The organism is Anabaena sp. FACHB-1391 (genome assembly GCF_014696755.1).
In the GTDB taxonomy this organism is placed as follows: domain Bacteria; phylum Cyanobacteriota; class Cyanobacteriia; order Cyanobacteriales; family Nostocaceae; genus Dolichospermum; species Dolichospermum planctonicum.
Genome location: NZ_JACJQS010000018.1, coordinates 83,936 through 98,779, shown reverse-complemented (window position 1 = coordinate 98,779; position 14,844 = coordinate 83,936). Strand labels below are relative to the sequence as shown.

Below are 14,844 nucleotides of genomic sequence, written 5' to 3'. Positions count from 1 at the left end.
ATGGGTTGACGACAAAAGAGATCAAAGAAATCGAAAGAATTTACCTAGTAATAGGTTCAGGTAATGATAACATTGATATTTCTGCCACTGACAATAGTTATTACTATTATGGTGATGGTAACTATTGGTACTATAACGACACCAAAGTTTACGCAAATAATGGTAATGATACCGTCATTGGTGGTTCTGGTGGCGATGAAATCTATGGAGGAGCAGGTAATGATATCCTCACGGGCAACGCTGGCGATGATAAACTAGTTGGTGGAGAAGGTGAGGATATTCTCAACGGTGGTGCAGGAAATGATGAACTCTACGGTGAAGATGGTAATGATACCCTCAATGGTGGAGACGGAGATGATTATCTCTATGGCGGCAGTGGAACCGATACCCTAAAAGTTGATTATTCTGCCATTACCACCGTCGGAATTAGCACCACCGTTACCTCCCCAGGTAGTGGGACAATTTCTGCCGCAGGTAATACCGTCAACTATAGCAACATCGAGAAATTTAACATTACTGGTACAACCCAAGCAGATAATCTCATTGGTGGCAACTTAGATGATACCCTTAATGGTGGTGCGGGTACAGATACCTTAATTGGTGGTTTAGGTGATGATATCTACATTGTAGATAGTACCACGGACACGATTACAGAACAGGCCAACGCAGGTACAGATACCATTCAATCTAGTGTCACATTGACTATTGCTACCAACCTGGAAAACCTGACATTAACGGGAACAGCAGCAATTAACGGCACTGGAAACGCAGGTAATAACGTCCTCACTGGTAACAGTGCTAATAACAGCCTGAATGGAGGGGATGGTAATGATACCCTTAATGGTGGGGCGGGTAGAGATACCTTAATTGGTGGTTTAGGTGATGATATCTACATTGTAGATAGTACCACGGACACGATTACAGAACAGGCCAACGCAGGTACAGATACCATTCAATCCGGTGTCACCTTGACTATTGCTACCAACCTGGAAAACCTGACATTAACGGGAACAGCAGCAATTAACGGCACTGGAAACGCAGGTAATAACGTGATTACTGGTAATGGTGGTAATAACAGCCTTGATGGTGGTGCAGGTACAGATACGTTAATTGGTGGTAGTGGCAATGATATCTACATTGTAGATAGTACCACAGATACCATTACCGAAAATGCCAACGCAGGTACAGATACCATTCAATCCAGTGTTACTTACACTATTGCGGCTGCTAACGTGGAAAACCTGACATTAACGGGAACAGCAGCAAACGGTACTGGTAATGCTGTTAATAACGTCATCACTGGTAACGCTGGTAATAACATCCTTAATGGTGGTGCTGGTAATGACACTCTTGATGGTGGTGCGGGGACAGATACCTTAATTGGTGGTTTAGGTGATGATATCTACATTGTAGATAGTACCACAGACATCATTACCGAAAATGCCAACGAGGGTACAGATACCATTCAATCTAGTGTTACTTACACTATTGCGGCTGCTAACGTGGAAAACCTGACATTAACGGGAACAGCAGCAATTAACGGCACTGGAAACGCAGGTAATAACGTGATTACTGGTAATGGTGGTAATAACAGCCTTGATGGTGGTGCAGGTACAGATACGTTAATTGGTGGTAGTGGCAATGATATCTACATTGTAGATAGTACCACAGATACCATTACCGAAAATGCCAACGCAGGTACAGATACCATTCAATCCAGTGTTACTTACACTATTGCGGCTGCTAACGTGGAAAACCTGACATTAACGGGAACAGCAGCAAACGGGACTGGGAACGCAGGTAATAACGTGATTACTGGTAACGCTGGTAATAACATCCTTAATGGTGGTGCTGGTAATGACACTCTTGATGGTGGTGCGGGGACAGATACCTTAATTGGTGGTTTAGGTGATGATATCTACATTGTAGATAGTACCACAGATACCATTACCGAAAATGCCAACGAGGGTACAGATACCATTCAATCTAGTGTTACTTACACTATTGCGGCTGCTAACGTGGAAAACCTGACATTAACGGGAACAGCAGCAATTAACGGGACTGGTAACGGTGGTAATAACGTTATTACTGGTAATGGTGGTAATAATACCCTTGATGGTGGTGCGGGTACAGATACGTTAATTGGTGGTAGTGGCGATGATATTTACATCGTAGATAGCACCACTGATACTATTACAGAACAGGCCAACGGTGGTACAGATACCATTCAATCTAGTATCACCTATACTATTGCGGCTGCTAACGTGGAAAACCTGACATTAACGGGAACAGCAGCAATTAACGGGACTGGTAACGGTGATAATAACGTGATTACTGGTAATGGTGGTAATAACACCCTTGATGGTGGTGCGGGTACAGATACGTTAATTGGTGGTAGTGGCGATGATATTTACATCGTAGATAGCACCACTGATACTATTACAGAACTGGCTAACGCTGGTACAGATACCATTCAATCTAGTGTTACTTACACTATTTTGGCTGCTAACGTGGAAAACCTGACTTTAACGGGAACAGCAGCAATTAACGGGACTGGAAACACAGGTAATAACGTCATCATAGGTAACGGTGCTAATAACAGCCTGAATGGAGGTGCTGGGAATGATAGACTAACTGGAGGAGTTGGAAAAGATACCTTAACTGGAGGGTTAGGAACAGACCGTTTTGACTACCGCACTTTAAGCGATTCTGTTTTCAGTAACTTTGATGTGATTACTGACTTCAATGCTACTGCTGATTTATTCGTCGTTTCCACTGCCCGCAGCGGATTCTCTAATGCAGGAACAGTGACAGCACTTAATACAGCAGGTATTACAGCTAGGTTAACTACTACTGTGTTTACAGCTAACTCTGCTGCTCAATTCACTTTGGGTACGGGTACTAATACCCGTACCTTTGTCGCTATTAATGATGCTACCGCAGGATTTAGTGCCACTACGGATGCAATTATTGAAGTGACAGGTTTCACAGGGACTTTCGGATTGAATAACTTTACCACAGCTTTAGTTCAGGAAATCCTGGTTTTAACCTAATTGGTAGTAATTTAAGTGAAGGTAGAGACGTTTTATATAACGTCTCTGCTGCTCTCAAAATTCCCAGATTCAAGAGGATTTACGCAAGTGTCACAATAAAAAATCTACTGGTTGGTGCGTCACACTGCATGAGTCACATTTAATTTAAGTGAGGTACACTTTATGCGGGCAAGATGCCCGCACCACAAGAGATTAATTCTCAAAGATACAGCAAATTCAGCTTGAGTGAGGTACACTTTATGCGGGCAAGATGCCCGCACCACAAGAGATTAATTCTCAAAGATACAGCAAATTCAGCTTGAGTGAGGTACACTTTATGCGGGCAAGATGCCCGCACCACAAGAGATTAATTCTCAAAGATACAGCAAATTCAGCTTGAGTGAGGTACACTTTATGCGGGCAAGATGCCCGCACCACAAGAGATTAATTCTCAAAGATACAGCAAATTCAGCTTGAGTGAGGTACACTTTATGCGGGCAAGAAGCCCGCACCACAAGGGATTAATTCTCAAAGATACAGCAAATTCAGCTTGAGTGAGTTACACCATTAGCGGGCAAGAATCCCGCACCATAAGGGATTAATTCTCAAAGATACAGCAAATTCAGCTTGAGTGAGTTACACCATTAGCGGGCAAGAAGCCCGCACCATAAGGGATTAATTCTCAAAGATACAGCAAATTCAGCTTGAGTGAGTTACACCATTAGCGGGCAAGAAGCCCGCACCACAAGAGTTTTATCATTAATATCTGTACTTTGTGAATACCGGGAACTGCTGTATTTAATAATTTTTAACGGTGTTTTTAATTGATATTTGTGAAATTAATACCATTTGCCTACTTGTCAAGTAATTTTTATGTCACCACATCAGACTTTAATCCCCATGATTTTTAATATCTTCTTAGTTCCTGTTATACTTGTAAAAGTGATGTTTTTGTAGCTATTACAGAATCGTAAAATCTACATTGACAAGATGGCTGGATAAAATATTATAAAATATTAGTTCTATTTAATGGAGGGTAAATTAGTTAATGAAAGAACAGTTAAAAATCGCCTTGCGGAAAGCATCAAGTCAGGGACTAATAGTGTTACTTCCTATTTTGGGAAGTTTCCTATTTTTAACTAGTGCGAGTGCCAATTTTAATGGTAATTTGACGATTAATGTGGCAGGCATAAAAAACCAATCTGGAAAAATTTGTGCTAGTCTTTTTTCTGGAAGTAAGGGATTTCCTAGTGATAGTGAAAAAGCTGTACAATCCGAATGTATCAAGATCACAGAAAATCCTCAAAAACTGAGTTTTAAGAACTTAAAACCAGGGAATTATGCCGTTGCTTTAATTCATGATGCTAATGAAGATGGTATGATGAATACTAATTCTTTTGGTATTCCCGTAGAAGGTTTTGGGTTTTCTAACAATCCAGCAATTCTGACAGGTCCACCTAAATTTAATCAAGCGGCTGTTTTGGTAGCAGGTTCAAATACTGATCTTCAAATCAAAATGCAATATCTTTTGGGTCGTTGATTTACAACAAGTTCAGCTTGAGTGAGGTAGACCTTATGCGGGCAAGATGCCCGCACCACAAGAGTTTTATCATTAATATCTGTACTTTGTGAATACCGGTAACTGCTGTATGTTGATGTAAATATTGGCGTTGCATAATAGCGGTATGAATTTAGCAACGCCTAAATATTCTGAGGTCATTATTGATAATGCTTGGAAATTTTGTATACCCAGCTACAGCTAACAAACCATAAAAGAGAATAAAGAAATCCAGCTTTGATCTCGCAAACCTATAAAATAATAATAGTATTAGGTAATACATAAAAACTATATTTACTGTCATCAAAGCAACGATTCTGAAGCAATGAGTACAACTTAATATATCTGAAAATATCTTACCTAAATAGCTGCAAAGTCTTACAGGTTAAGGGATTTGTTTTGAGTACAAAAATGCTGTATCCCTCAACCAAAAATACCAGTACCCCTATCATAAAAAGCTAGTACCCCTACCCCAACAGAAAATGTAAAGTTCTGTTAAAGAGGGGTTTAAACCCATTGAGTACAAAGGTAATAAATTTAATAAATCTAATCTGCGTTACTAATTTTGTCCCTTGGAAAGTTATCTGATATAAGCATGAAAACACTACAGGATCTTTTCACCTCACAGTATCAATGCACCAGTCTTTAAACAGTATCAGTAAAACCGAAAATGTCAATACAAAGCTGAAAAAACATGAACCTTCTGGACTATTTTTAGAACCGTTAATTAGTGATTTTCGGATGATTTTTGAGCGTGATCCAGCCGCTTCTAATTGGTTAGAGGTGATATTTTGTTATCCTGGGTTTCATGCCCTTTGTTTACATCGTCTTGCCCATTGGTTACACCTCCATAAAGTGAGTTTTATTCCTCGGTTTATCTCCCATTGGGGACGGTTTTTGACAGGAATTGAGATTCACCCAGGGGCAAAAATTGGCAAAGGCGTATTTATTGATCATGGTATGGGTGTGGTAATTGGTGAAACTGCGATTATCGGAGATTATGCTCTTATTTATCAGGGTGTAACATTGGGAGGAACTGGTAAAGAAAGCGGTAAACGTCATCCTACTTTAGGTGATAATGTTGTCGTCGGTGCCGGTGCGAAAGTATTAGGAAATATTCAAATTAGCGATCGCGTTCGTATTGGTGCAGGTTCAATTGTCTTGAGTGATGTGCCTCCAGATGCCACTGTAGTCGGCGTTCCGGGAAGGATTATTTCTCGTAAGTCGAATAACCACATTTCACCCTTAGAACATGACAAATTACCCGATCTAGAAGCAGGTGTAATTCGTTCTTTACTTTCTCGGATTGACCAACTGGAAAAACAAATACAAATTCTCACAAATCATCATCAAGATGATTAATCAAGTCAACTTTATCCAGTTTGAATTACTCATGCCACACAATTGTAATTTTTTAAATATTGGTGAACAAATTTTGCAAATTCCTCTGGGTGATAGATGGTGTATTTATCACCGTTTGCAAGAGTTAATGATTTCTTGTTCCTGTCCCCCGGATGGGTCTTTGCGTATCCAAGTGAATAACCTTCAAGAAGCGATTCTAGTTCGTAGTACATTAATGCAATTTTTTGCTTCTCGTCATCAATTAGTGACATGGTTAGAGAATTGTTTGTGTAACGGTGTGGAGTTTTGATCAGTATGAATGATGACTATTAATGATTTTGGGAATATCTAATCAAAAGCATATCAATCCTAAGTCATTGTTCGCTCACAAACTATCTTGCATATTCAAGATAATTCACCTAAGCTTAGGTTCACCCAGTTTGCTCAAACTAAAATAATTAGTCATTGCTTATGGGAATAACTTGTACTTTATATTGATTTCGATTGTCAATGTCCAATTATGGTGATTAATAGTAGTAATAAGAAGTTATTGCAATTCCTACAAAAAGAACTAGCACTTTCCACCGCTGATATTGCAGTAGCAACGCGACACCCTGAATTTAATCATTGTCCTTTACCGATGCTGCTTTGGCAATATGGTTTAGTGGATTTACAGCAATTAGACAGAATTTTTGATTGGCTTGCAGAACATTCTTAGTGAAGGTAGATGAAAAATTATCAGTGAACATCAGAGGTAAAATTATGATTACTAGCTTCATTGCTGGCTTGAGTATGTTATTTTTTACAGGATTTGTTAATGTTTATCTGGGTTATTGGCTGCTGACAAAATCCACAAATAATACCACCAAAAATATTTGAGAAGTGATACCAGTTTTTGGTTTCATACCATACAGATGCAACGGAAATATTGGAGTAATAATTAAGGATCGTAAATCATGATTCATGATTTATTCGCTCAATCAAGTATTTATTGCACATCTACCCTTACTCAGACCTTACTCAGAATTGTAGCGAACAAGGATATTACAAAAAAACTCCGCTAGAGGGATGTTAAAATGTATCAAATCATGATTAATGATACGACATTACGCGATGGAGAACAAGCGGCAGGTGTTGCTTTTAACTTAGAGGAAAAAGTAGCGATCGCTCAATTCTTAGATACCATTGGTGTCCATGAATTAGAAGTAGGAATTCCCGCCATGGGAGAGGAAGAAATTCGCGCCATTGTTGCCATTCGTAACTTAGATTTAAACGCTAAATTATTAGGTTGGAATCGCGCTGTATTATCAGATATAAAAGCTTCTATAGCCTGTGGATTGCAGCGAGTACATATTGCTATTCCTGTATCTGGAGTACAAATTGCGGCTAAATTTCATGGTCAATGGCGCGTAAGTTTACAAAGACTAAAAGACTGTATTAGCTTTGCATTAGATGAAGGTCTTTGGGTATCAGTTGGTGGCGAAGATTCTTCTAGAGCCGATGAAAATTTTCTCCAAGATGTTGCTCTTTTATCCCAAGAATGGGGAGCGTCACGGTTTCGTTTTTGTGATACAGTTGGGGTACTTGATCCCTTCAGCACTCACATAAAAGTTCAGCGTTTAGTATCAACCCTATCAATTCCTATTGAGATTCACACCCATAATGATTTTGGACTAGCAACTGCTAACGCCTTAGCCGGAATCAAAGCTGGTGCTATGTCTGTAAATACCACCGTTAATGGATTAGGAGAAAGAGCCGGAAATGCAGCCCTAGAGGAAGTAATTATGGCTCTCAAATGTATCTACGGTGTTGATTTAGAAATTAAAACTCAACACTTGTTAAAACTATCTCAATTAGTTGCTAGAGCTTCCGGTGCTAACGTTCAACCTTGGAAAGCAATTGTGGGTGAAAATACCTTTGCTCATGAGTCTGGTATTCATGCTCATGGTGTACTCCAAAACCCCATTACTTATGAACCATTTTCCCCTGAAGATGTGGGCTGGGAACGGCGTTTAGTCATAGGTAAACACTCTGGCCGCCATTCATTATCTAACTTATTAGAACAGCATGGAATCTTTCTTGATTCTCAAGAAACCCAAGCTATTTTGGATATAGTTCGTCAACAATCAATTCTCAAAAAACGTAGTCTCACTACAGAAGAATTATTAAATTTAGTCAGCGAAAAAAGGTATTCCCATGCAACGTGATGAAATAGAACTGAACTCGCAACCTATTTTTGAAATTGGTCAAAAAGTCCGAGTTAAGAAACTAATCAAAAACGATGGAACTTTTCCTGGTCGAGAAATTGGGGAAGTTTTAGCAAGAATTGGTGATGTGGGTTATGTATCCAGTATCGGCACATTTTTGCAAGCTTATTATATCTATGCTGTACATTTTTTGGAAACAGGGTACATCATCGGTTGTCGAAAAAGAGAACTAGAATCTGCTGAGGAAAAACATGAGAGTAATGTTGCGAATGAATGATGCTGGTACTTTAGTTGTCTATGTCGCTAAAAAAGACTTAGAAGAAGAAGTAGTCAAACAAACAGATAGTGAAACAGGTAAAATTTTGACTTTAGCTAATGGTTGGGAATTAGAATTTAGTGAAATACCAGATAAAAGCTGTTTACCTTTAACTGTGGAAGCTAAACGTCTTTCTTAAAAACTGAGAAAATATCAAGAAGGTAAAAGTTAGAAATCTCTTTTTTCCTCTTCCTTCTTGCTGGTAATTATCAATATTACCCCAGTAAAATGGGGTTTATTATTTTCTTTTACAAAGGTTGAGTTATTGAAAATGAGTGAAAAATATCTGACATTATCGGAATTAAATATTGAGGGACAATTTTTAGGATTTGTGGGTAAGGAAACAGGTAAATGTAAACATTTACAGTTGGGAATTGGCTCAGGAAATATCAAAATCAAAATTCCTAAAAATTTACGTTGTTCTCTCGGTTCATCTTTATTACCTGGTGAACAAATTCGCATTAATGCTATTAGTAAATTAAACCCCCACAGCCATAAGCTAAAACTCCAAGCTGATCACATCCAATCCGTTGGTTTTTGTCCTCTGAAAAATCCCCTTCTTCAACCCAAAGCCAAGATTATGGTATGTCAAAAATCTGGTTGTTTGAAACGAGGTGGAAAGGGTTTATTATCAGAGTTAGAAAAAACGTTGGGCGATCGCGGTTTATCTGATCAAGTCATAATTGAACATACTGATTGTCAAAAACGTTGTAGTAGCGCCCCTAATTGTGTTTTAATGTTAGGTAAAAAGCAATACAAGAAAGTTCATCCAGAAGCGATCGCCTCTTTGTTAGAGAATCATTTAAGTTGTCAAACCCCATAGCTTAAAAACTGAGTGAGTTACTTAAATAGTTCCGGCACTCGTATTGCCAACTCTTGATTTAACCTGGGTAAATCTTCGCACATTTGCAGATACCAATTGCGCCGCTGCCGATAATGTTGAGACAATAAACGATGGTCTTTGACCCATTGGTAAGCATTCTTGGCTAATTGCTGCTGCCACACCGTATCCTTGATTAATTGCCGTAGTTTTGTTTCAAACTCTAATTCTGAACGGTAAATCAAACCTGTCTGTCCTTCGATAATAGAGTTTTCATACACAGTAGGACTCGCTAAAACTGTGACACCATGACCAGCACACTCAATGAATTTTAGATCCGATTTCATACTATTAAATCGGTTAAAATTCAGTGGAAGCAAAGCAATATCACACTCTTTCATTAATTCCTGATATCGTTCGTAAGCACAGAAAGGTTCTAACTGTTTTTGTGAAGTTGCTAAAGCATCAAAAAATTTCTGGTCATAAATAACTTGTACAGAAACAGTTTCTGGATAGTCAGCTAAAACCCGATTTAAGGCTGGCATAATTACCGACCAATCTTCTTCTCGATTGATTGCGCCAAAAAACAGCCTGATAGTACCATCTGTTTTGTATTCCCTTGGTGGTGGTAAATGAGCCAGTTGATTTTGAAAAACCACAACATTGGGATTAATTTGGCGCAAAAATTCTGCTATTGGCTCCGTTGAAGTTTGGATACAGTGACAAGCTTTATAAGTAAAAAACTCATTATCTGCATAAGCAGGCCAGCGCATGGGGTCATCGTCCATTTCTGCCACAATCAAATAGTTCTGCTGCAGCAGTTTTTGAACTTTAGGAAGATCATCTGGATTTTGCAACAGGCCGCGTTGCCAAATAAATACTTTTTCTTCTCCTGGTTGGGAGATATCCAAATCAGCAGTTTTTACTGTTGATAGAGTGCGGATACCAGGAATTGTTAAACTGAGACGATCTGGTTCTAATACCCGCACTCTGTCACAGGCAGCAGGAGCCATCATCATAGTTTGAATTAATAGTCTGCGGGGTGGTTGTTGTGACTTCAACGCCCTAACTACATACTGCAACGCCCCCGTTTGGATGGCAAATTGGGCGGCATCAAGACCTAATGCTTGAACCACTGGGGATAAAATTTGTTGAAATGCCTGATAATTTTCCTCTTTGTGTCCCCGCCTCCGAATTTCATAAATTTGCAACCCGGCTTCGGCAAACCACTTTTTAATACTATTCAAGGTAAAAAAGCGTAAATGGGTACGGTCTAACAATCCTTCATCCTCGTATTCCCAGACACCGCGCAATATTTTGTCAATTAAACTCCAATGTTGGATGTTGGGGATACAAGCTAATATTTGCCCTTCTGGTTTGAGCCAAGCAATATGACGATTTAATACAGCCCAAGGATCTTGCATATGTTCCAGCACATCGCCATAAACAAGACAATCAACGCTATTAAGGTCAATTCCTGTGGCTAACGTGGGGTCGTCCGCATTGCCGACAATAACGCGGTCTAGTCTGGTAGTGGCAATCTCGGCTGCGGTGGGATTTAGTTCTAGCCCAATATATTGACAGTGGGGATTAATCTGTTTGTACTGTGCGCCTAATGCTCCAGCACCACAACCTACCTCGACTATAACCTTAGCATCTGCTGGTAATAATTTTAGTAAGTCTGGATTAATGCGATTGTAATATTCAATAGAGGTTTGAGAATTTTGGTTGATTTGTTGGTTGTGAACTGCTATCTCTGGCTTTGCTAAAGGCAGTTTTTCCTCTTTAACCATTTTTTGAGAGCCTTTTTCAATTTGATTTTGAGTTTAGTATACAATTTAATCGAACTAAGTAGGTTGGTGTTAAAAATAATCGTTATAGCAAGGCAAGGAGCCAAGACTTACGCAACTGGCACCAGCGATCGCTACAGAAGGAAGCGGATGATTTTAAATCAGACCAAATACATTTGAACATCTGGACGTTTTAGTGGCTGAATTAAATAATTAGACAGTAAATTGTGCTTGATTTTATAAATAGTTTGACCTGTTTGATAGGCTAAATTTTTTAATCTCAGCCAAACCAACATAGCACAAGCAAGTTTATAATATTTTGAATCTTAAAATTATGTAAACAAATAACGAAATGCCCTAAATATGCTATTTTAGATACAGCATACATGAAACCAACGATTAACGAATCATGAATCATCCACAACAACCGCGAGAATACGATGCTGTGCTTGGTGGTAATAGTCCATCACTAGAAGGTGCTGCGGTTTTAGGTGGTATTGAAGGGGTAAAGTTGCGGTTGCAAAATCCAGATGCAAAGGTGAGAATTGCTGCACTTGAGCAAGCTGTGAATTATGGAGAACAGGGTTTAGATTTAGTAATTGCAGGTTTAAAGGATGAATCTTGGGATATTCAAAATGCGGCTTATTTAATATTAAGTGACAGAACAGAACCAAGAATTAAGCAAATATTACAAAATCCTCGTCAATTAGGTTTTAAACTACAAAAAATTGAAGTAGTAACAGTTAATAAATTTGGGGAAATCATTCAACGACAGCCCCGTATAGCTAGATATTTTATGGAATATTTGGGTAATGGTGTGACATTGGAAATGGCTGCAATTCCTGGTGGTACTTTTATGATGGGATCACCGGAAAATGAAGCGGGAAAAGAAGATTGGGAAAGTCCCCAGCATCAAGTTACTGTTCCAGGTTTCTTCATAGGGAAATATCAATTGACACAAAAACAATATCAAGCGATCATGGGGAATAACCCTTCTTTTTTAAAAGGTAGTAATCGCCCTGTGGAAAGGGTTAATTGGAATAATGCGGTTAAATTCTGTGAACTGTTAAGCGAAAGAACAGGAAAAACCTACAGATTACCTAGTGAAGCTGAATGGGAGTATGCTTGTAGAGCCGGAACTACCACACCTTTTTATTTTGGAGAGACGATTACAACGGATTTAGCTAACTATCATGGTAATTATACTTACGCTTCTGCTCCAAGAGGTGAGTATCGTAAACAAACTACAGATGTAGGCCCTTTTCCCCCTAACGCTTTTGGATTATATGATATGCACGGAAACGTCTGGGAGTGGTGTTTGGATGATTGGGTAAATAGCTATAATAACGCGCCTACAAATGGTAGTGCTGTGACAAGATTAAGTGCCAAAAAGTTGCTGCGCGGTGGTTCGTGGTTCTTCAATCCTGGACATTGCCGTTCTGCTTATCGCGACGACTACAACCTCGCCTACAGCAACGACTTTATTGGTTTTCGGGTTGTATGTAGTGGTGCGGCGAGGACTTAATAGCACTATGCGCTTTTTCCCTCTTGCTCTTTTCTTGTCTTATCTCTCTCGCGTAGCGAGAAAAATTTTTTTGTCAGAATCAGGATAACCAGGATTAAAGGATTAACAGGATTGTTATTTGATGGTTAATGGCTGGTGTTTATGTATTTATTCTGACATCTCGCTTTGGAAATATTTACTTTCCTCTATCCTAATCATCAACAACTAACGAATAATTAAACAATCACATCCTGTACATCCTCAAATCCTGGACATCCTGATTCTGACAATAATCTTCTATCTCACTTCATAAATATTTATTTACTTTTCTCTATCCTAATCATCAACAACTAACGAATAATTAAACAATCACATCCTGTACATCCTCAAATCCTGGATATTATCTCGACTTACTTCGACAAGCTCAGTACAAGTCGCTCAGTAACCTTACATCCTGATTCTGACAATCTTAAAATTATGTAAACAAATAACAAAATGCCCTAAATATGCTATTTTAGATACAGCATACATCCAACCAACCATTAACGAATCATGAATCATCCACAACAACCGCGAGAATACGATGCTGTGCTTGGTGGTAATAGTCTATCACTAGAAGGTGCGGCGGTTTTAGGTGGTATTGAAGGGGTAAAATTGCGGTTGCAAAATCCAGATGCAAAGGTGAGAATTGCTGCACTTGAGCAAGCTGTGAATTATGGAGAACACGGTTTAGATTTAGTAATTGAAGGTTTAAAAGATGAATCTTGGGATATTAAAAATGCGGCTTATTTAATAATAACTAGAACAAAACCAAAAATTAAGGAAATATTAGAAAATTTTAATCAACTAGGTTTTAAACTAGAACAAATTGAAGTAGTCACAACTAACAAATATGGCAAAATTATTCAGCGTCAGCCCTGTGTAGCTAGATATTTTATAGAAGATTTGGGTAATGGTGTGACATTAGAAATGGCTGCAATTCCTGGTGGTACTTTTATGATGGGTTCACCAGAAAATGAAGAGGGAAGAAGGGATGATGAAAGTCCCCAACATCAAGTGACTGTTCCAGGCTTCTTCATGGGAAAATATGCAGTAACACAGGCACAATATCAAGCTATTATGGGAACTAACCCTTCTTACTTCCAAGGTGAAAACCGCCCTGTTGAAAGCGTTAGTTGGAATGATGCGGTTAAATTCTGTAAACTGTTAAGCGAAAGAACAGGAAAAACCTACAGATTACCTAGTGAAGCTGAATGGGAATATGCTTGTAGAGCCGGAACTACCACACCATTTCACTTTGGAGAGACGATTACAACGGATTTAGCTAACTATAATGGTAACTATACTTATGGCGATGATGGTAACGATACTTATGGCGATGATGGTAACGATACTTATGGCGATGAGATTGAAGGAATTTACCGAACAGAAACAACAGTAGTAAGCAGCTTTGGAGTAGCTAACAATTTTGGATTATATGATATGCACGGCAATGTATTGGAGTGGTGTCAAGACGATTGGCATGAGAATTATATAAATGCGCCTACAGATGGAAGCGCATGGTTAAATAATATATCAAGTAGTGATGAATATCTGCTGCGCGGTGGTTCGTGGAACTACTTTCCTGAGGATTGCCGTTCTGCTTATCGCGACTACTACGGCCTCGTCGACCTCAGCTACAATATTGGTTTTCGGGTTGTATGTAGTGGTGCGGCGAGGACTTAATAGCACTATGCGCTTTTTCCCTCTTGCTCTTTTCTTGTCTTACCTATCTCACGTAGCGAGAAAAATTTTTTTGTCAGAATCAGGATAACCAGGATTATAGGATTGACAGGATTGTTATTTGATGGTTAATGACTGGTGTTTATGTATTTATTCTGACATCTCGCTTTAGAAATATTTACTTTTCTCTATCCTAATCATCAACAACTAACGAATAATTAAACAATCACATCCTGTACATCCTCAAATCCTGGATATCCTGATTCTGACAATAATCTTCCATCTCACTTCATAAATATTTATTTACTTTTCTCTATCCTAATCATCAATAACTAACAAATAATCAAACAATCACATCCTGTACATCCTCAAATCCTGGACATCCTGATTCTGACAATAATCTTCCATCTCACTTCATAAATATTTATTTACTTTTCTCTATCCTAATCATCAATAACTAACAAATAATCAAACAATCACATCCTGTACATCCTCAAATCCTGGACATCCTGATTCTGACAATAATCTTCCATCTCACTTCATAAATATTTATT

At 38.7% G+C, this 14,844-nt stretch carries 11 protein-coding genes and 1 pseudogene; 11 read left to right on the top strand and 1 reads right to left on the bottom strand.

The window, feature by feature from the left end; all coding sequences use genetic code 11:
• From H6F62_RS10935 to H6F62_RS10895, 9 genes are all read left to right on the top strand, one after another.
• Nucleotides 1-3,053, top strand: a 3,053-nt coding sequence (locus H6F62_RS10935; protein WP_242025975.1) for a calcium-binding protein, incomplete at its 5' end; no start/stop codon positions are given.
• A gap of 1,027 nt (nucleotides 3,054-4,080) precedes the next feature.
• The gene (locus H6F62_RS10930) at nucleotides 4,081-4,572 is read left to right on the top strand and encodes a DUF2141 domain-containing protein (protein WP_137907132.1); all 492 of its coding nucleotides are present in this window, start codon (nucleotides 4,081-4,083) and stop codon (nucleotides 4,570-4,572) included.
• Between the two features lie 651 nt (nucleotides 4,573-5,223).
• Nucleotides 5,224-5,952: a serine O-acetyltransferase gene (gene cysE / locus H6F62_RS10925; protein WP_190372036.1), complete on the top strand. Its 729-nt coding sequence runs from the start codon at nucleotides 5,224-5,226 to the stop codon at nucleotides 5,950-5,952.
• 31 nt (nucleotides 5,953-5,983) lie between these two features.
• A complete protein-coding gene (locus H6F62_RS10920; protein ID WP_035367753.1) occupies nucleotides 5,984-6,241 on the top strand; it encodes an Asr1405/Asl0597 family protein in 258 nt (85 codons plus the stop codon).
• Between the two features lie 210 nt (nucleotides 6,242-6,451).
• Nucleotides 6,452-6,649: a DUF2949 domain-containing protein gene (locus H6F62_RS10915; RefSeq protein ID WP_028083314.1), complete on the top strand. Its 198-nt coding sequence runs from the start codon at nucleotides 6,452-6,454 to the stop codon at nucleotides 6,647-6,649.
• 358 nt (nucleotides 6,650-7,007) lie between these two features.
• The gene (nifV, locus tag H6F62_RS10910) at nucleotides 7,008-8,138 is read left to right on the top strand and encodes a homocitrate synthase (RefSeq protein ID WP_190372035.1); all 1,131 of its coding nucleotides are present in this window, start codon (nucleotides 7,008-7,010) and stop codon (nucleotides 8,136-8,138) included.
• A complete protein-coding gene (locus H6F62_RS10905; RefSeq protein ID WP_028083316.1) occupies nucleotides 8,128-8,415 on the top strand; it encodes a nitrogen fixation protein NifZ in 288 nt (95 codons plus the stop codon). The genes nifV and H6F62_RS10905 overlap by 11 nt, the downstream gene beginning before the upstream one ends.
• Nucleotides 8,390-8,593, top strand: a complete 204-nt coding sequence (gene nifT / locus H6F62_RS10900) for a putative nitrogen fixation protein NifT (RefSeq protein WP_190372034.1) — start codon at nucleotides 8,390-8,392, stop codon at nucleotides 8,591-8,593. Before H6F62_RS10905 ends, nifT begins: the two co-directional genes overlap by 26 nt.
• Before the next feature lie 132 nt (nucleotides 8,594-8,725).
• A complete protein-coding gene (locus tag H6F62_RS10895; RefSeq protein ID WP_190372033.1) occupies nucleotides 8,726-9,277 on the top strand; it encodes a (2Fe-2S) ferredoxin domain-containing protein in 552 nt (183 codons plus the stop codon).
• 17 nt (nucleotides 9,278-9,294) lie between these two features.
• Here H6F62_RS10895 and H6F62_RS10890 read toward each other — a convergent pair whose 3' ends face one another.
• Nucleotides 9,295-11,067: a methyltransferase domain-containing protein gene (locus H6F62_RS10890; RefSeq protein ID WP_190372032.1), complete on the bottom strand. Its 1,773-nt coding sequence runs from the start codon at nucleotides 11,065-11,067 to the stop codon at nucleotides 9,295-9,297.
• 727 nt (nucleotides 11,068-11,794) lie between these two features.
• Between H6F62_RS10890 and H6F62_RS10885 the strand changes: the two are divergent.
• Together H6F62_RS10885 and H6F62_RS10880 are read left to right on the top strand one after the other, a co-directional pair.
• Nucleotides 11,795-12,589: pseudogene (locus tag H6F62_RS10885) on the top strand (formylglycine-generating enzyme family protein); the annotation flags it as partial.
• Nucleotides 12,590-13,120: 531 nt separating this feature from the next.
• A complete protein-coding gene (locus tag H6F62_RS10880; protein ID WP_190372030.1) occupies nucleotides 13,121-14,293 on the top strand; it encodes a formylglycine-generating enzyme family protein in 1,173 nt (390 codons plus the stop codon).
• Nucleotides 14,294-14,844 lie beyond the last annotated feature (551 nt).